This is a genomic window from Paenibacillus sp. JT22N7 (assembly GCF_059383875.1).
In genome coordinates, this window is record NZ_JBXENY010000002.1 from 22,571 (window position 1) to 40,735 (window position 18,165).

Here is an 18,165-nt window from a genome sequence, read left to right on the forward strand (position 1 = left end):
TGCGATGGGGACGAAAGTAAACGTAGCACTTGTTTATGGAGGAAAATCAGGCGAGCATGAAGTTTCGCTGCAGACAGCGTTCGCAGTAATGGGAGAATTTGATTACGATAAATACGCAATTACCCCCTTCTATATTACTAAGCAGGGCGAGTGGAGAGTGGGCGGCAAGCTAGGCAGCAAGCCGCAAACCGTCAGCGAGCTGCGTCTTGCAGCAGCCGCTTCCGGAGAGGGCTTTCCGCTTGCTCCGCTGTTTGCCGGTTTAGATACATCAGGTGCAGCAGCAGCTGGAGCAACGGCAATTGATGTCGTATTTCCGCTGCTGCATGGCACATTTGGCGAGGATGGCACGATTCAAGGCTTGTTCGAAATGGCTAACATTCCGTACGTCGGCGCAGGCGTGCTGGCATCGGCAGTAGGCATGGACAAGGTGACGATGAAGAAGGTATTTGCGCAAGAAGGGCTGCCGCAATGCGTGTTCCGCTACTTCAACCGTACGCAGTGGGAGAAGGACGCTGCCTTTTTTGTAATGGAATGTGAAGTGGCTCTCGGCTACCCATGCTTCGTTAAGCCAGCCAATCTGGGCTCCAGTGTCGGCATTTCCAAGGCGCGCAACCGCGAAGAGCTGATGTCGGCAATCGACTACGCTTTCAAGTATGACCGCAAAGTCATCGTTGAGGAATTTGTCGATGCGCGAGAAATCGAAGTCGCGGTGCTTGGCAATGACGAGCCTAAAGCTTCTGTGCCGGGCGAGGTTATTGCTTCTAATGAATTTTACGACTATAAGGCAAAATATGTGGATGGCAAATCGGTCATGCAAATTCCAGCCGAGCTTTCGGAGGAAATTTCAGAGTCGGTCAGGGAAATGGCGATTCGCGCCTTTTTGTCCATTGATGGATCGGGCCTTTCCCGCGTAGATTTCTTCATGCGCAGGTCGGACGGCCAGCTGTTTATTAACGAGGTTAATACGCTGCCGGGCTTTACGCCTTTCAGCATGTATCCGCTTATGTGGAAAGAAACAGGAATGCCTTACCGCGAGCTGCTGGATAAGCTGATTGAGCTTGCCTTGAGACGGCATGGCGAGAAGCAAAAAATCAATTTCGGCGCTAGCGAAGCGTAATAAAAGCAATGGAAATTCACTCTAGAGAAAGGAGGGAGTTCATGGGATTTTCAACCGAGTTTAATTCTGTATGCAAATTCAAGTCAGAGCAGGAGCTTCATGAATTGCTTGAATACGGCAAGGGCAAGATGGTAAAGAGCGGATTTCGCGTATACCCTACCGGCCAGAAGGTCATTGCGTATACGACGAACAATGAGGCCATTGCCATAGTCCGCATCCTCGCTTCGATCGCTGAAATTAATTTTCAAGGCGAAGAAGTGACTGAAGTGGAGATGGAGCTTGTGAGAAAGCTGACTGAGGAAGAAGCTAAAGTGCAGACTGCACTAGCTTACGAAATGTTTTTTGGCGAGCGTGAATAGCGGATGCTGGTTAGATTCGGGTTCGTAGCCATGAGCATGCTGCTGGAAAATGCTTCGCCATCGCGGACGATGACGTTTGCAAATTTTACGAAGCTTGGTGACCGCGAAGCGGCTCTGCGCAAGCTGGAGCGGATCGCCGAGGACAATTTGCACAGTACGCTGCGGATTTTGAAGCATGCCAAGGCGAGCGATATTCAGATGTATCGCTTTTCCTCAAAGCTGATTCCGCTGGCGACCCATCAGGATGTAGCAGATTGGGATGCGTATCCGGCGCTGCGTGAAGCTTTTCGTGAAATTGGTCTGTTTGTGCAAAATAATCGGCTGAGGGTTTCGTTTCACCCCGACCATTTTTGCGTATTCAGCACGCCAAGGCCCGAGGTGCTGGAAAGCTCCAAACGGGACATGGAATATCATGTCCGCATGCTAGAGGCGATGGGACTGCCGGAGTCAGTCAAGTGCAACATACATATTGGCGGTGCATATGGCGACAAGATGGTCGCAGGTGCACGCTTTATCCGGCAGTTTCAGGCGCTCCCAGAGCGCTATCGGCACCGCGTAACGCTGGAGAACGACGATAAGACGTTCAATGCAGTGGAGACGCTGGAGGCGGCTCAGGCCGTGGAAGTGCCGATGGTGCTCGATGTACATCACCATCAAGTGAATGATGGCGGCGTCTCCTTGGACAAGCTGTGCAGCAGCCTTTGGCCGCAAATCGCTGAAACGTGGCTGCTTGAAGAGCAGCGGCTCAATAGCGAAGCGGCAGAGGCTGCGGACGATGCGGAAAAAATGAGCCTGCCGCCCAAAATCCATTTTTCCAGTCCAAAGGAAGGTTCGAATCCGCGCAGTCATGCCGACTATTTGAATGCGGGCGAGCTGCTGCTGTTTTTGCGGAAGGTGGCGGCGGTGACGCCGCAGCTTGACTGCATGCTCGAAGCGAAGTTTAAGGATAAGGCGCTGCTGGCGCTTATGGATGACTTCCGCATATTGGCGGCTAGAGGCGAAGGCGTTCGGATTGTGGACGGCGGCAGTATTGAGGTAACCGAGCTATAGAATTTGCAAAAGCATGCAGCACCGTCAGCTATCGTTGACGGTGCTCTTCTACTAGGAATGAAAAGTGATGGTGTAGGGGAACATGTAACGCATCATGATTGAACAGAAGGCGGTGACACCCTTGCTTGAATGGATTGCACTCGTATTATTAGGGATGGCAGCAGCGATGTTCGGGAGTATTGTCGGTCTGGGCGGCGGCATTATTATAGTGCCAGCCCTTATGTATTTGGGGCCTTCGCTCATGGGCGCGCCAATCGACCATGGAACAGCGGTAGGCACATCGCTTACGATGCTTATTGTAACGGCGCTTGCCTCAACGCTATCCTACGCGAAGCACAAAATCGTCGATTACCGCAGCGCCTGGCTGCTGTTTACGACTAGCGGTCCGGCTGCGATGCTGGGTGCGGCTATGACAGGGCTTTTGAAGGGCGCCGCCTTTAATTTGTCCTTCGGCATTTTTATGCTGCTTATATCTGCTTTATTGATTGTGCGAAATTATTTGAAACCGGTTGCGCGGGAGTGGCCGGTGCAGCGGACGATGGTGGATTCAGCTGGCGAGCAGCATACGTATGGCTATGCCATTTGGCCGATGCTTGTAATTGGCTTTGGTGTAGGGATCATTTCCGGCTTGTTTGGCATTGGCGGCGGCTCATTGTTCGTACCGTTAATGGTGCTGTTGTTCCGTTTTCCGCCGCATGCGGCAACCGCTACGTCGATGTTTGTCATTTTTTTATCCTCGATATTAGGCAGTGCCACGCATGTATGGCTGGGGGAGATTAACTGGTGGATTTTGCTGGCGCTTATTCCGGGCGCTTGGGTTGGCGGAAAGCTTGGGGCCTATGTTGCGGGCAAGATGAGCGGCAATGGACTGTTATGGCTGCTAAGGATTACCCTCCTTGTTCTGGCCTGCCAATTGGTCTATGAAGGCATTAGGCAGCTGTAGCCATTTTTAGAATCTAGCAAAAAGACAGGAACGCATATTGATTTATAAGCGTAATAATAGATAATGTTAATAGTTAAACTTATTAAAGAGAGTTGGGTGATGCACCGTGAGTGATCAGCGTGAACCTTCAGTTGTAAGCGGCAAAAGCTTCACTGCGGTTGCGATAAATTGCGCGGCCAAAGCGGGCGAATGGATCAAGACGAAACTAGGAAACTATAATAGACTGGATATGAAATATTCTTCTCATGATTTAGTAACGGAAGTAGATAAAGGCTCGGAGCAGCTTATTAAGAAGCTTGTTCTGACTCATTTTCCTCATCACTCGTTTTTGGGTGAGGAAGGGGTTGAGCCCGGGCCTGAGGCTTCAGCACAGGCGCTCGCCGATCAGAGCGAGGCGGAATATTTATGGATTGTCGATCCGATTGATGGGACAACGAACTTCGTCCATGGCTTTCCGTTTTTCGTCGTATCAATTGCGCTCGCTTATAAAGGAGAGGTCATCGTTGGGGTCGTGTATGACCCGATGAAGGACGAGTTGTTCCTTGCCGAGAAAGGCAAAGGAGCCTATGTATCCGGCAAGCGGATGCAGGTGTCGAAGGAAGATACGATCAGCAGCAGCTTGATCGCGACGGGCTTCCCGGCAGATCATCTGTATGCGCTGCCGCTGAATTTGAAGGGCATTCAGGCGCTTGCGCCGCAGGTGCGCAATCTTCGCTCATCGGGCTCGGCTGCGCTCCATATGGCTTATGTGGCAGCAGGCCGCTTGACTGGCTTCTGGGAAATCGGGCTGAACAGCTGGGATTTGGCGGCAGGCTCCCTGCTTGTACAGGAGTCAGGCGGCATCGTTACAGATACACAGGGCAAAAGCTATCACCTCGGCGTCCGAAATGTGGCGGCTTCAAATGGGCTTATGCATGAGCCGTTTTTGAAGGCGTTGGCGGATGCTGAGGCGACGGAGTAGCAAGGAGCAGAGCAGGCTGAGGATGTGGTCAGTCATCTGTTAAAATAAGTGCGCAGCAGCAAAGAAGCAGCCTTCTGAGGGCTGCTTCTTTGCTGCTGCGCTAATGCATTTTTTATGTTGTACCAAAGTTTTATGCGGAGATATGTGGCCGCAGGCAATACCACATCGTGTTTGATACTGAATTACTGTTGTTTCTTAAGCGCATTAATCTCAGCTTCAGACAAACCAGAGGCCTCAGCAATAATCGAAATTTCAATGCCAAGTGCTAAAAGCTTCAGGGCAACTTCGAGTGCTTTTTTTTGCTCGCCTTGAAGGACTCCACGCGCCTCTCCACGTGCCTCACCTTCGGCAAGCGCTCCCTCAATCATAGATGCCTCATCATGAAGGGATTTTTGCCTGTCTTCATATAATCTGCGAGCCTCAGCATCCTGACTAAGAAATTCTAATGTAGTCATAGCCTTCTTTAATACAGGCTCGTTCATAGTAAGCACCTCCCAATTGAATTTATGCGTACCCTTTAGAAAAAGCAGCCAATTGACTAGTCCGCCATGTAGAGCGGGCACTGCACGATCATCCAGCTTCGGCAGCTCTAAGAAATGCAGTTCGATATCGTCAATAAGTGGGATGCCGCTACGCTCTTCCGCAGATGAAATACACTATGATATTGATTATTGGGCAAAAACGAGTAATGCAATATATTAACCTTTAGAGCTCGAACCACTCTAGCCTGCCAGCATATCGCTGAGCTTCTGTTTCCCGCTCCATGTGTTTCAACCAGCCAGCCGCAAGCTCGCCGCGGATATGAAATAGACAGTAAACATAAGCCTCACCATCGGTCATATCTTCGGTTCCAGCTGCTGTTTCTATCGATACCTGCAGTATTCTTGGCCATGAAGAATCATCCTGAAGCAGGGCGAAGCTGTTCTCATAACGCTCAAGCCTGTATGGTTCCGTTACATGAATAGCATCAGCCAGACGTACCACAAGCTCAGGCAGGATCGAAGGGTTTGTGGTCTTTATGCCATATTCCCAGCCCATAACGATGCCTCCTTTATATTCAAAAATAGAAAATAAAGCTGCCCTCTTATCAGGGAGGGCAGCTTTGCTATGTCAGCCATTCATCCAAAAGGGCGCTGGCAGCTGCGCTGAGTTAATTCCGCAGCTGGATTTGCTGAATGCGGTGCTGGGCATCCTTTTCTAAAATCAGCATCGCCCGCCGTTTCGTCGGCAAAATATTGTCGTACAAATTGACGGCATTGATTTCTTTCCAAATCGTTGCTGCCGTCTCAACAGCCTCTTCATCAGTGAGGCTTGCATAGCGATGGAAGTAGGAGTCCTTGTTCTTAAAAGCGGTATGCCGCAGCATCAAAAATCGTTCGACATACCAGCGCTCTATGAACGTTTCTGGCGCATCGACAAAAATCGAGAAGTCGAAAAAATCGCTTACAAAAGAGTGCGCTTCTTTGCTAACCTGCAAAACGTTAATTCCTTCGACAATCAGCACATCCGGCTGTTCGACAAACTGATATTGCCCGGGAATAATGTCATAGGTCAGATGAGAATAGATCGGCGCTTTCACGCGGGGATTTCCCGATTTAATTTGCCCCATAAAGTCCATCAGCGTCTTGACGGCATAGCTTTCAGGAAACCCTTTGCGCTTCATTAGCCCGCGTTCCTCCAGTACCCGTTTGGGGTAGAGGAAGCCGTCTGTCGTAACGAGATCGACCTTGCGGCCATTCCCATGACGGGAAAGCAGCCGCTGCAGCAGCCGCGCCGTCGTGCTTTTGCCTACGGCTACGCTGCCTGCAATGCCGAGCACAAACGGCACTTTAGGCGCCTCCATATGCAAAAATGCAGCCGAAGCCTGCTTTAGCCGCTCAGCGGCTTCGATATGCAGGTTCAGCAGATGGGTAAGCGGCAAATAAATCGCCTCAACCTCTTCAAGTGATACTTGGTCATTGAGGCCCTTCAGCTCATTCAGTTCCTCCTCCGTGAGCGGCAGAGGGGTATGATCACGGAGTGCCGACCAAGCGGCGCGGTCAAATTCCAAATATGGATTCATCAACATGTCCCTTTCTATTACAGAAGGCATCGGGCTGACCTCTCCTAAAGCTTACTGAAAGCGTGCTCCGCCGCTTCAATGGTCGCATTGATATCTTCATCAGTATGGGCGATGGTCAGAAACCACGCTTCATACTTGGATGGGGCCAAATTAATGCCCTGATCGAGCATCAGCTTAAAGAAGCGGCCAAACAGCTCGCCGTCCGTATCCTGCGCTTCATCATAATTCGTAACCGGATGATTGCAAAAATGAGCCGAAAACGATCCGCGAATTTGGTTAATCGTAAGCGCGAAGCCATGTTTGTCTGCTACGGTCTTAAGTCCTCCTGCAAGCTGACCAGCAAGCCGATCCATACGCTCATAAATACCAGGCGTCTTCAAAACTTCGAGACAGGCGATGCCTGCGGAAATAGAGGCAGGATTGCCGGCCATCGTTCCAGCCTGATAAGCAGGGCCGAGCGGCGCGACTTGCTCCATGATGCTGCGGCGTCCGCCGTACGCGCCAATGGGGAGTCCGCCCCCGATAATTTTGCCAAGCGCCGTAAGGTCCGGCTCAATGGCAGCTTGATCAGGGAAGGCAGCAAACGTTTGCGAGGAGCCGTAATGGAAACGGAATGCGCTAATGACCTCATCATAAATGACAAGTGCTCCAGCCTCACGCGTCAAAGCGCACAGTTGCTCTAAATAGCCTTCATGCGGCATCACCATGCCGAAGTTGCCGACAATAGGCTCTACCATAACGGCAGCCGTCTCGTGGCCGAACCGTTCAAGCGCCTGCTTCAAGGCTGGAATATCGTTGAAAGGCACCGTAATGACTTCTTGGGCAATGCTAATCGGAACGCCAGCGCTATCCGGTATGCCAAGCGTGGAAGGACCGGAGCCTGCTGCGACGAGCACCAGATCGGAATGGCCGTGGTAGCAGCCGGCGAATTTAATAATTTTGCTGCGTTTCGTGTAAGCCCGTGCCACGCGAATGGTTGTCATAACCGCCTCGGTGCCGGAATTGACGAATCGCACTTTATCCATAGAGGGAATCGCATCCTTGAGCATGCGTGCCAATTGAACCTCAAGCTCGGTCGGTGTGCCGTACAAAACGCCATTTTGCGCGGCGCGGACGATCGCTTCGGTAATATGCGGATGGGCATGTCCCGTAATAATGGGGCCGTAAGCCGCCAAATAATCGATATAGCGATTGTCGTCGACATCCCAGAAATAAGCGCCCTCGGCACGCTTCATAAAGACGGGTGCGCCGCCGCCAACACCTTTGAACGAACGTGAAGGGCTGTTGACGCCGCCTACAATATGCTCAAGCGCTTCGGCATATAGCGCCTCGGAGCGTGGTCTTTGAATCGTCATAACAATAATTCCCCCTTGAAAAATGGTGCAGCATCCTGCTTGGAAAGCGAGATTGCCTGCCTAAATATCTAACATCAAAACGTCCTCATTCCACTCGGAATGAGGACGACAAACATCAATCTGCTGCTTATTCAAGCAGCGAACTTCCAGTTCCAGCAATAATACATGCTACTGACTCTATTCAATTATCGGTTGCTGTGCAGCGCTTGGTTTGGCTTATGGTGACGGTGTAGCCGAAGCTCCAGGACTGCTGCTGGTATCTGCGCCAGGTGAACCCTCAGGCGAAGCAAGCGTATCGTCGCTTTCCAGCAGCGTGTCCACATAGGACTTAAGCTCGTCCTCATTGCGTACGCCAAGTACAGAAGCGCCGCCAACATCTTCATCCGTAATCATATCCATCGGCGGAACCTGAGCGGTGCCAGCGACATGGGAGTCAACGCCAAGCTGTCCGAGCTTGAGCATATCGGTGACGGTCAAATTCGTCTCAATATAAGGAGAGACATTCTCCAATATTTCCTTCATTTTGAGAATATTCCAGCCCGATTGCATCTCCTTGGCAAGAGCCTGCAGAAACTTGCGCTGGCGCTCCGTACGTGTAAAGTCGCTCATCGCATCGTGGCGGAAGCGTACATATTGCAGCGCTTTATCGCCATCCAGCAGCTGGACGCCCTTTTTCAAATCGATATCGTAACGGTTGCCGTCGGCATTGTCGGTATAACGCATATCCTTCTCGACATCGATCGTGATGCCGCCCAATGTATCAATTAATTGCTTAAAGCCTTCGAAGTCGGTATAAACATAATACTGAATGTTCAGTCCCAGCAAATCGCTGACCGTCTTCATTGCCAGCTCGGGCTTGCCTAGTGTAATAGCTGTATTAATTCTTCCCCGTCCATGTCCTTCAATTGGGACATAAGTATCGCGGAGTATCGACAAGAGATGTGCCTTCTTAGTAGTCGGATCTATGGAAAGAACAAGCATAGAGTCTGAACGCGGAATTTGTCCTTCATCCATACCGCGAGCATCACCGCCCAGCAGCAAAATGTTGACGCGCTCCGTTCCTTCCCATTTAGGTGCTTCGAGTCCAGTGTCCTCAAAATTGGAAAATCTTGATTCCTCTTTAGGTTTATTGAAATCCGACGTAGCATTATAAACGCCATAAATCCAGTAACCTGCATAAGCAATACCGATTCCCAGCAGAATAAGGACAATTGTCAGAATCCATTTCCACGTTTTTGATAGCTTAGCTTTCTTCGGCCGTTTTTCCATTATGCTAGTAATGCCCCTTTCAAAATTTCACAGTACCCCGTCTTCCATTCATTCCCCTTGACTGCCATTGTAAAACGTTTCTCTAATAGCATTTACGTGCCCTGCCATCTGCTGTATGATTACATATTGTAAAATTATAATTCGGAAGGACATACGGAAGCAAGTTTTATCAGAATATAGGATAATGAAGTGTGATGACCGTGAATCATCGCTCTTTTTGCAAACGGGGGATTAGCATAATTTCCCGGGGAATGTCGACCGTATTAACGGAGAGGAGCTAGACTAACAAATGCTGGCAATAGATGTTAAGGATCTGCGCAAGCAGTTTAATGTACAGAAAAACCGGGAAGGGCTGTCCGGGGCGCTGAAAGACCTGTTCAAACGCGAGTATACGGAGGTTACAGCCGTAAAGGATATTTCCTTTCAAATCCCGCAAGGCGAAATCTGCGGCTATATCGGTGAAAATGGCGCAGGCAAATCGACAACCATTAAAATGCTGACCGGCATTTTAGTGCCAACCTCCGGCGATTTGCGTGTCAATGGTTATGTTCCCTACAAGGACCGCGAAAAGTTTGTCGCTGAAATCGGAGTTGTGTTCGGACAGCGTTCGCAGCTATGGTGGGATATCGGGGTTATTGAGTCGTTCCAGCTGCTGCGTAAAGTGTACCGTGTATCGGAGGCCGATTTCCGCAAGCGGCTGAACAATTTGATTGAGCGGCTTGATCTTGGCGATTTGCTCAACCGTCCTGTCCGCAAGCTGAGCCTCGGCCAGCGGATGCGCTGCGAGCTCGTCGCTTCGCTGCTGCATAATCCGTCGATTTTATTTTTGGATGAGCCGACGATCGGGCTGGATATTATTGTGAAAACAGAAATTCGCGAATTTCTGAAGGATTTGAACCGTGAGGAAGGCACGACGATTTTGCTCACGACCCATGATTTGCAAGATATCGAAGCGCTGTGCTCGCGTGTCATTATGCTCGATGATGGGCGCATTATCTATGATGGCGGTCTGGAGGACTTGAAAAACCGCTGGAGCAAGGGACGCGAAATTCACTTTGAGTTCAGTTCGCAGACGAAGCTGGCGACGCTTCAAGCGCTTACTGGCGATCTTGATGTGACGTGGAAAATGGACAATGATTTGACGGCAACAATGTGGCTGCCGCATGCGATCAATGTATCTGATGCCTTGTCCAAAGTCGTAGGCGGTGCTGCGATTCAGGACATTAAAATTGTGGAGACGAACACGGATGAAATCGTTCGTGAAATTTACCGCTCCGGCTCGGCTAGCACAGAATCAGAGCAGCAGGCAGCGCTTAAGGAGACGACGGTCTCATGATGGGCGCTTATCTGGATTTTATTCGCATCCGTTTTATTACGATGCTGGCATACCGCGTTAATTATTACAGTGGTATCGTTATTTATGCGATTAACATCGGGGCGTATTATTTTTTGTGGAAAGCGATTTTCGGGGAGCAGCAGGAGCTGGCGGGCTTTACCGTCGCCCAGATGACGACGTATGTCGCGGTATCGTGGATGGCGAGGGCGTTTTATTTTAACAATCTCGATCGTGAAATAGCCAATGACATTAGGGATGGCAGCGTCGCTACCCAAATGACAAGGCCGTATTCCTATTTGCTCGTGAAAATGATGCAGGGCTTCGGCGAAGGCTTATTCCGCCTGCTGCTGTTCATGATTCCGGGCATGATCATCGTCTGCCTGATATTTCCGGTGACACTGCCGACCGATCCGATGACATGGATGATTTATTTAGTTATGCTGCTGTTCAGCTTTCTCATTAATTCACAAATTAACATTTTAACGGGGCTGTTTGCCTTCTTCGTTGAAAATAACGAGGGCATGATGCGGATGAAGCGCGTAATGGTCGATTTATTTTCCGGCGTCGTCGTGCCGATTGCATTTTTCCCTGGCTGGCTCGCAGCGATTATGAAATGGCTGCCGTTTCAGGCCATCACGTATTTGCCGAGCTCTGTATTCACAGGCAGGACGCCGGGCAGCGAAATAGCTGGCGTGTTTGGCCTGCAAGTAGTATGGTTCGTCGTGCTGCTTGTGCCAATCTGGTTCACATGGCGGGCAGCGCGCAAGCGTCTGTTCGTGCAAGGAGGTTAAGTCAGGCATGCTGTACGCACAATTATTTTGGGAATATATTAAAAACTACGCGAAGACGCGGCTGACCTACCGGATGGATTTCTGGATTGAGATTTTGTCCGATATGATGTTCCAGTTCATGAATCTGATCTTCATTTTAATTGTTTTTCGCCATACGCCATCGCTTGGCGGCTGGTCAGAGGCTGAGGTCGTGTTCGTCTACGGCTTCTTCATGATTCCATATGGCATTTTCAGCACCTTTTTCAGCATCTGGAATTTCAGCGAGCGGTATATTGTCAAAGGGGAAATGGACCGGATTTTGACGCGTCCGGCACATAATTTGTTTCAGGTGCTGCTCGAAAATGTCGATCCGCCTTCCCTGATCGGTTCTGTTGTCGGTGCAATTATTATGTTTGTTTGCTGGGGCGAGCTGGGTCTGCCATTCCATGTCATGGATATTGTGCTGCTGGCGGTATTCGTTATTGGGGCTGTGCTCGTGTATGCGGGCATTTATACGGCCTTGTCGGCAATTTCCTTCTACTCGGATGCTCCGACCGGCATCGTGCCGCTCATGTACAATATTCAAAACTATGGGCGCTACCCGGTTAACATTTACAATAAAATGATTCGTTTCGTACTGACCTGGCTGCTGCCGTTCGCATTTGTCGGCGTCATTCCCGCTTCGTATTTCCTCGAAAAGAAAGCGGATGACCTGTCGCAGCTCGCGCTGCTGACACCGGTCGTAGGCCTCGTGTTCTTCACGCTCGGCCTGCTGCTGTGGAACCATGGCGTGAAGCGTTATCGCGGTGCTGGTTCGTAATGAATAGTTGGATTCAGGCGGCGGGGATCGATTCCTCGCCGTTTCATTAATACCTAGGGCGTCCAATACACAAAGCTATGGTTAAAATTATACATACATAGTCGAATGGGATTAGGAGGATGAATATATGTCTGCAATAGAGGTGGGACAAGCTGTGCCGGATTTTAAGCTTCCGGCATCGGATGGGACGCAGGTGAGCCTGAGCGATTACTTGGGCAAAAAGGTTGTGCTTTATTTTTACCCGAAGGATAATACGCCGACCTGTACGGATCAGGCTTGCGATTTTCGCGATGCCTATCCAGGGATGGTTGACCGCGACGCCGTTGTCATCGGGATTAGCCCTGACAGCGTGAAGTCGCATGAGAAGTTTATTGCGAAGAAGGAGCTGCCGTTTCTGCTGCTCGCGGATGAGGAGCATGAAGTATGCGAGCTGTTCGGCGTATGGCAGCTTAAGAAGCTGTACGGCAGGGAGTATATGGGCGTCGTACGCTCGACCTTTCTAATCGACGCCGAAGGCAAGCTTGCCCGCGAATGGCGCAAGGTAAAGGTTAAGGGGCATGTGGAGCAGGTTGTGGAGGCTCTGAAGGAGCTTTAATAAAATCGGCCTATTATTATATATATCATATAGCGCTAGAGTAAGTGGCGCGCAGCAGGAGCTTAAACCTGCCTGCGCGCCTTTGTTCATTTATGGCGCCGCTACATTTTCCCATTTGCTGCGTCTATAATAGAGGAAGGATTGTTGAACGGATTGCAGGCTTGGCTAACGAATAGGTTTAGCTGTAAGCGTAAGTGAATGAGAAGAAGGAGTTGGCATGAAATGACAGGCATAAGAGGAAAGAAGATAGCAGGATGGTTTAACGGGCACACAGTGGCGCGTAGTGCACTGATCGGAATGGCTGCCGTAACAGCGTTTGCTGGTGCTGGCAGTGCAGCGGCGGCCGCACAACCAAGCAGCCAGGTAGAGGCAGTGCAACCGGCTAGCAGCAAGGCGATCGCAGTCGAGGTGAATGGCAAGGCGGTGGTATGGAATGTACAGCCGCTTATTAAGGACGGCACTACATTCGTGCCGCTTCGTGAAGCAGGCAAAGCAGCTGCTGGCAATATCGAATGGGATGGGAAGACGCAAACCGCAACGATTAAAGTAAACGGAGACGTCATCGTCCATCGGGCGGGAACGTCCGTAATAACGGTGGACGGGCTGGCCATGAACATGTCCGCGCCTTCTCTAAACATAAAAGGCACACTCATGCTTCCGCTGCGTTCAGTAACGGATGCGCTCAAAGCATCGCTGCAGCTGTCACAGACGAAGGAGTTTCTGACGATCCGGATTCAGACGGATGCAGTAACGAAGTATGGCAAAGAGGATGCCGCGATTGACGCCTATTTGAAGGGCGAAGGCTTCTCTGGCATGGCGCTTGTAGCGAAGGACGGGGAGGTGCTGCTTCGTAAAGGCTATGGCTTTTCCGGAACGAATAAATTGAATCGTCCGGATGCCAAGTCCCGTATCGCTTCCATTACAAAATCATTCACAGCGGCATCCATTATGCAATTGGTTGAGCAAGGGAAGCTGAGCCTAACCGATCCGGTGTCCAAATTCGTAACGGGTATTCCCCGCGGCGATGATATAACTATTCATATGCTGCTGTCACATACGTCAGGGCTTCCATCTGAATTTACACGAAGCGGCGACGTTACCATCGAGCAGACGATTGCGGAGCTTCGGACGAAGCAGCTGAAATACGAACCGGGCACTACTTATTTGTATAGCAATAACGGTTATGTGCTGCTAGCTTATGTACTGGAGCAACTGGCTGGCGAAAGCTATGCCGACTATGTGAACGAGCATTTTCTAACTCCGCTGGGCATGAAAAATTCAGGGACGGCTACGCCTGAAAGCCCGACCATTCAGGGCTATATTTTGCAAAAAAATAACGAGTGGGCCGCAGCGCCGTATTATGTATCGCAGTCGGGAACGGGAACGCTGTATTCGACCGTCGATGATTTGCTCAAATGGGATGCGGGGCTTCGGGCGGGCAAGGTCGTAAGCAAGCAGTCGCTTGAAGCGATGTATACGCCGCATTCGGATAAAAATTACGGCTACGGCTGGATCGCAATCAACTTGAACGGCGAGAAGGGTGTCTTCCATAATGGCAGCGGCAGCGGATATGCGACGGGCATGCTGCGTAATTTGGATAGCGGAATGACGGTTATTTTGCTCGGCAACCATGCGGGCATGGATATGACGAAGCTGCTGCAGCAGGTGCATAAGCTGGCGGCAGAACAGTAATTTTGAAGTTTGGGATGGCCGCCGCTCGCTTGAGCGTTTCCGGCAGGGCGAGGGCGGTCATTCCATTTTGCCGAATCAAACAAGCTTTCAACCACGTTAATTCCCCATAGACAAATAAATGAAATGATCATAAGCTACAGCCCCTCCCAACTACAAATACATATAATCCCAAAATATTATCAAAGATGAGACCTATTTTATAGCGAAAAACCTAGCCCAATGGTGCTAATTGAATGGTTCGAAACAACCATTTTTGTCCAATATTTTGAAAGAACTGCGTGTGTTATGGTATTATACAAGAAAATAAGAACATATGATCTGTTTTTGCGAAAGGGAGACCACAATGATGGATATGATTAAGCCGCCGGCTGAAATGTTATTTGAAGCAGAACTGCGGGCGTTGCGTGAAGAGGATACGGGAAAGCGTCCGCCCGAGTGGCTGCTGTCTCCGGCCTATGTGCGCGACTTTATAATTGGCAGGGACAAACCAGCTATCTTAGAAGGCAAAGAAGTCGTGATTACCCGCAAATTTTATGGAAACGATGTGCTGATCGAACGAGCTGTTGTCACTTTGGCGGGCAATCGGGGGCTAATGCTCGTTGGAGATCCAGGTACAGCGAAGACGATGCTCAGCGAGCTGCTGTCAGCCGCTATATCGGGGACGAGCCTGAATACGATTCAGGGCACAGCCGGAACGACGGAGGATATGATCAAATACTCTTGGAATTACGCCATGCTGCTGGACAAAGGCCCATCCGAGGCCGCGCTTGTGCCAGCGCCTTTATATAACGGAATGAAGCAGGGCATTATGACCCGCTTTGAAGAGATTACCCGCTGCCCAGCGGAAGCGCAGGACAGCTTGATTAGCATTTTGAGCGACAAGGTGATGAATATCCCTGAGCTGGATGGCGGCGTATTGTTTGCGAAGCCTGGTTTCAACGTCATTGCAACGGCGAATATTCGCGACAAAGGCGTCAACGAAATGAGCGGTGCCTTGAAGCGCCGATTCAACTTCGAGACGATCAAGCCTGTCAGCAGCATGAAGATGGAAGCGAAAATCATTGAAAATCAAGCCCGAAGCCTGCTCATGCATAGTGGCGTTGACGCGGAAATTGACCTGAATGTGGTCGAGCTGCTGGCGACGACATTTATGGAGCTGCGCTCCGGCATTACGCGCGAAGGCTACAAAATCGACATCCCCGCAGCCTCAATGAGCACAGCGGAAGCAGTATCCGTCTATGTTCAAAGCGCCATGACCTCCTATTATTATGAAAATAAATCGATTTCGCTTGATCGGCTCGTGCAAAATATGCTCGGAACGATTGCCAAGGAAAATGAGAAGGATTTGTCCATCCTGAAAACCTACTTCTCCAAGGTCGTCAAAGAACGCTCCAAGGAAGATGTAATATGGAAGGACTATTACGAGGAAAGAAAATGGATTGGTTAACGGGCGAGGCTGACAAGGAGCTGCCGTCCTTATTTGATCAGCAGGTGTTTAACCTGAGCAGCGGCACCGTTTATTTTCCCATCCGCCATCATAGCCCTGCGTGCTCCTTTCATCTGCTGAAGGTGATGAAGCAATATAAGCCGGACATTGTTTTGATCGAAGGGCCAACGAGCGGCACTCCGCTCATTCCGGTGCTTGCGGATGAGGCGACGGAGACGCCTGTCAGTTTGTATTGCACTTACGAGGATGAACAAGGCGGAAGATCGGCTTGCTATTATCCTCTGTTAAGTTATTCTCCGGAGTATGTGGCCATGAAGGAAGCGGCGCATCTTGGCATACCGGCGGCGTTTATTGATCTGGATTATAGTCACGAATCGAGAACCAAAGCTGAAAAACAGGAGACGTCCATCCAGGATGAAACCTTGCTTGCCAGCTCCGATTTTATTAATCGTTTATGCCGTAAAATGAACTGCCGCAGCTTTGATGAGCTGTGGGAAAAGCTGTTCGAAATCGAAGGGCAAGCAGCAACGACGGAAGCTTTTGTACGGAATGTATTTACTTACTGCGCGTTATCTCGTATGTGCTATTCGGAGGAACAGCTTCATGCCTCCGGAGATATGGCGAGAGAGAAGTATATGAGAGAGTGCATCAAGCAAGCTGTGTCCAAGCATAAGCATGTTCTAGTGATTACTGGCGGTTTTCATACGTACGGCCTGCTTGAAGCCGCCCAATCAGAAGGGCTGGCGAACGAGGAGCAGCAGGGGAAAAGCGGAGGAGCCATTCAGCAACAGCTGTATCCAATGGTCTACACGTTCGAAGAAGCGGATCGCTTGAATGGATATGCGAGCGGGATGCCTTATGTGAACTATTATGAGCTTATTTGGAATAAGCTTCTGCAGCATAAAACAGAGCCCTATAACCAGACAGCGCTCGCCTTGTTATCCGAGCTGATGCGCAAGCTGCGCAAAGGCCAAGAGGAGGTTTCGACGAGCGATGCGATTGAGGCATACAGCATGATTCAAGGGCTTGCGGTGCTTCGGGGCAAAAGGGAAGGCGGGGTGTACGAGCTTCTGGACGCCGTGCTCTCCTCCTTCGTGAAGGGGGAGCGGACGCTTGCAACGGACAAGCCGCTTGAGGAGCTGCGCTTGCTTCTGACAGGGGATAAAATCGGCATTGTCGCTCCCAATCCGTTTACGGTGCCGATTGTGGAAGATTTTAAGAATCGCTGCTCTGCGTCAGGGCTTCAGATTAAGACGACCGGCAAGCACAAGAAGGTGCTTGATCTGTACGCCAAGGCGGAGCATCGTCTGCTTAGCCAACTGCTGCAATGCGCGAGCTTCCTCGTTCCAGATTTTGCAGTCCGGGAGTCTGGACCAGATTGGGTCGCCTATCGGCATATGAATCTCGTTCGTGAAACTTGGGTCTACGCGTATTCGTCCCGCATTGAGGCGAGATTAATCGAAAACTCGCTGTATGGAGGAACGCTCAAGGAGGCGGCAGCACGCAAAATCGGGGAACGGATACAGGAGCTTCCCGATCATCATAGCGGCGAAATCGCGAATGCGCTGCTGCAGGCTCTTCTTATGGGCTTGCAGGATACAGCGAGGCGGTTATATGAGCAGGTGCAGGCCGCTTTGCGCAAGGATGGAAATTTTCTGTCGCTGTGCCAAACGCTTACGGTATTAAATCGTTTGCGCCAGCATGGCAGACTGCTGGGACTTGCGGCAGACGAACAATTGCCGCTGCTCGTAGCGGAAGCTTATAACAATGCGGTAGATAAGCTGCTGGGGCTTGCAGCCATCCATTCGGATGAGCATCCAGCGATTATACAAGGGCTTAAGCTGCTGGCGATGCTGGCGGAGTCGTCTGAATCGCATTTTCAGAATGATACGTTCAGGGGGCATTTGAGCGAGCTGCTGTCGGACCCTAAGCTCTCCCCGCAATTGGAGGGAGTGGCGATGGCTATATTAGCGGGGCTTGGAGACCGAACACGTGAAGAGATGGTGGAGCGCGCCAGAAGCTACGTTCGCGGAACGCCGGAGCAGGCCAAGCAGACGGCGAAATATTTGCAAGGGATGTTTGAAATCGCGCGCGATGCTTTTTTGTACGATGATCTGCTGCTGGGCGAATTGAATTATTTAATCGAGGAGCTTCCTCCTGATGATTTTATTGCGATGGTGCCGGAGCTGCGGCTTGCGTTCACCTATTTTACGCCAATGGAGACGTCGCTAATTGCAGAGCGGGTCGCTAAACGGCATCAAGCAGAGCCGGAAGAGCTGGAGCGTCCGCCCATCGACGAGCAGACGCTTATACAAGCCAAGGCGCTGGATGAAGCCATTCGGAAGGAGTTTGCCGCATGGAAGCTGATTTGAACAGGCAGAATGAGCGA

The 18,165-nt window shown here is 50.6% G+C and carries 16 protein-coding genes and 1 pseudogene; 12 read left to right on the forward strand and 5 right to left on the reverse strand.

The annotated features are described in order from the left end of the window. The first annotated feature begins 4 nt into the window (after positions 1–4). The 5 genes from AC50Y5_RS04835 to AC50Y5_RS04855 all read left to right on the forward strand — a co-directional run bounded on the left by AC50Y5_RS04835 (position 5) and on the right by AC50Y5_RS04855 (position 4,430). Positions 5–1,117, forward strand: a complete 1,113-nt coding sequence (locus tag AC50Y5_RS04835) for a D-alanine--D-alanine ligase (protein ID WP_494858840.1) — start codon at positions 5–7, stop codon at positions 1,115–1,117. Between the two features lie 41 nt (positions 1,118–1,158). After that, positions 1,159–1,476, forward strand: a complete 318-nt coding sequence (locus AC50Y5_RS04840) for a hypothetical protein (protein ID WP_046232147.1) — start codon at positions 1,159–1,161, stop codon at positions 1,474–1,476. A 3-nt stretch (positions 1,477–1,479) separates the two neighbouring features. After that, entirely contained in the window at positions 1,480–2,526 is a 1,047-nt protein-coding gene (uvsE, locus tag AC50Y5_RS04845) for a UV DNA damage repair endonuclease UvsE (protein ID WP_494858842.1), read from the forward strand. Positions 2,527–2,620: 94 nt separating this feature from the next. Next, complete coding sequence (locus tag AC50Y5_RS04850) at positions 2,621–3,469, forward strand: sulfite exporter TauE/SafE family protein (RefSeq protein ID WP_494858844.1); 849 nt, start codon at positions 2,621–2,623, stop codon at positions 3,467–3,469. Positions 3,470–3,575: 106 nt separating this feature from the next. Continuing rightward, positions 3,576–4,430 (forward strand): inositol monophosphatase family protein, encoded by an 855-nt coding sequence (locus AC50Y5_RS04855; protein WP_494858846.1) that lies wholly within the window; start codon positions 3,576–3,578, stop codon positions 4,428–4,430. A gap of 182 nt (positions 4,431–4,612) precedes the next feature. Here AC50Y5_RS04855 and AC50Y5_RS04860 read toward each other — a convergent pair. The 5 genes and pseudogenes from AC50Y5_RS04860 to AC50Y5_RS04880 all read right to left on the reverse strand — a co-directional run. Then, positions 4,613–5,145, reverse strand: a pseudogene (locus AC50Y5_RS04860) (Rpn family recombination-promoting nuclease/putative transposase); the annotation flags it as partial. After that, positions 5,136–5,468, reverse strand: coding sequence for a hypothetical protein (locus AC50Y5_RS04865; protein ID WP_494858848.1), 333 nt, complete (start codon positions 5,466–5,468; stop codon positions 5,136–5,138). The gene AC50Y5_RS04865 and the pseudogene AC50Y5_RS04860, both read right to left, overlap by 10 nt. Positions 5,469–5,580: 112 nt before the next feature. Beyond that, positions 5,581–6,522: a type I pantothenate kinase gene (coaA, locus tag AC50Y5_RS04870; RefSeq protein WP_494858850.1), complete on the reverse strand. Its 942-nt coding sequence runs from the start codon at positions 6,520–6,522 to the stop codon at positions 5,581–5,583. A 14-nt stretch (positions 6,523–6,536) separates the two neighbouring features. Then, positions 6,537–7,847 carry a glutamate-1-semialdehyde 2,1-aminomutase gene (locus AC50Y5_RS04875; RefSeq protein WP_494858852.1) on the reverse strand — a complete coding sequence of 437 codons (1,311 nt, stop codon included), beginning with the start codon at positions 7,845–7,847 and terminating at the stop codon, positions 6,537–6,539. 216 nt (positions 7,848–8,063) lie between these two features. Further along, positions 8,064–9,116, reverse strand: coding sequence for an LCP family protein (locus AC50Y5_RS04880; protein ID WP_494858854.1), 1,053 nt, complete (start codon positions 9,114–9,116; stop codon positions 8,064–8,066). Between the two features lie 289 nt (positions 9,117–9,405). Here AC50Y5_RS04880 and AC50Y5_RS04885 point away from each other — a divergent pair, with 289 nt between their 5' ends. The 7 genes from AC50Y5_RS04885 to AC50Y5_RS04915 all read left to right on the forward strand — a co-directional run bounded on the left by AC50Y5_RS04885 (position 9,406) and on the right by AC50Y5_RS04915 (position 18,148). Continuing rightward, positions 9,406–10,452 (forward strand): ABC transporter ATP-binding protein, encoded by a 1,047-nt coding sequence (locus AC50Y5_RS04885; protein ID WP_056030842.1) that lies wholly within the window; start codon positions 9,406–9,408, stop codon positions 10,450–10,452. After that, positions 10,449–11,243, forward strand: coding sequence for an ABC transporter permease (locus AC50Y5_RS04890; protein ID WP_056030839.1), 795 nt, complete (start codon positions 10,449–10,451; stop codon positions 11,241–11,243). The genes AC50Y5_RS04885 and AC50Y5_RS04890 overlap by 4 nt, the downstream gene beginning before the upstream one ends. Positions 11,244–11,250: 7 nt before the next feature. Further along, positions 11,251–12,042 carry an ABC transporter permease gene (locus tag AC50Y5_RS04895; RefSeq protein ID WP_046232135.1) on the forward strand — a complete coding sequence of 264 codons (792 nt, stop codon included), beginning with the start codon at positions 11,251–11,253 and terminating at the stop codon, positions 12,040–12,042. A gap of 127 nt (positions 12,043–12,169) precedes the next feature. Further along, positions 12,170–12,637, forward strand: a complete 468-nt coding sequence (bcp, locus tag AC50Y5_RS04900; protein ID WP_494858857.1) for a thioredoxin-dependent thiol peroxidase — start codon at positions 12,170–12,172, stop codon at positions 12,635–12,637. 222 nt (positions 12,638–12,859) lie between these two features. Continuing rightward, positions 12,860–14,329 (forward strand): serine hydrolase domain-containing protein, encoded by a 1,470-nt coding sequence (locus tag AC50Y5_RS04905; RefSeq protein ID WP_494858859.1) that lies wholly within the window; start codon positions 12,860–12,862, stop codon positions 14,327–14,329. A 346-nt stretch (positions 14,330–14,675) separates the two neighbouring features. Next, the gene (locus AC50Y5_RS04910; RefSeq protein WP_494859693.1) at positions 14,676–15,776 is read left to right on the forward strand and encodes an ATP-binding protein; all 1,101 of its coding nucleotides are present in this window, start codon (positions 14,676–14,678) and stop codon (positions 15,774–15,776) included. Beyond that, positions 15,764–18,148, forward strand: coding sequence for a DUF5682 family protein (locus AC50Y5_RS04915; RefSeq protein WP_494858861.1), 2,385 nt, complete (start codon positions 15,764–15,766; stop codon positions 18,146–18,148). The genes AC50Y5_RS04910 and AC50Y5_RS04915 overlap by 13 nt, the downstream gene beginning before the upstream one ends. Positions 18,149–18,165 lie beyond the last annotated feature (17 nt).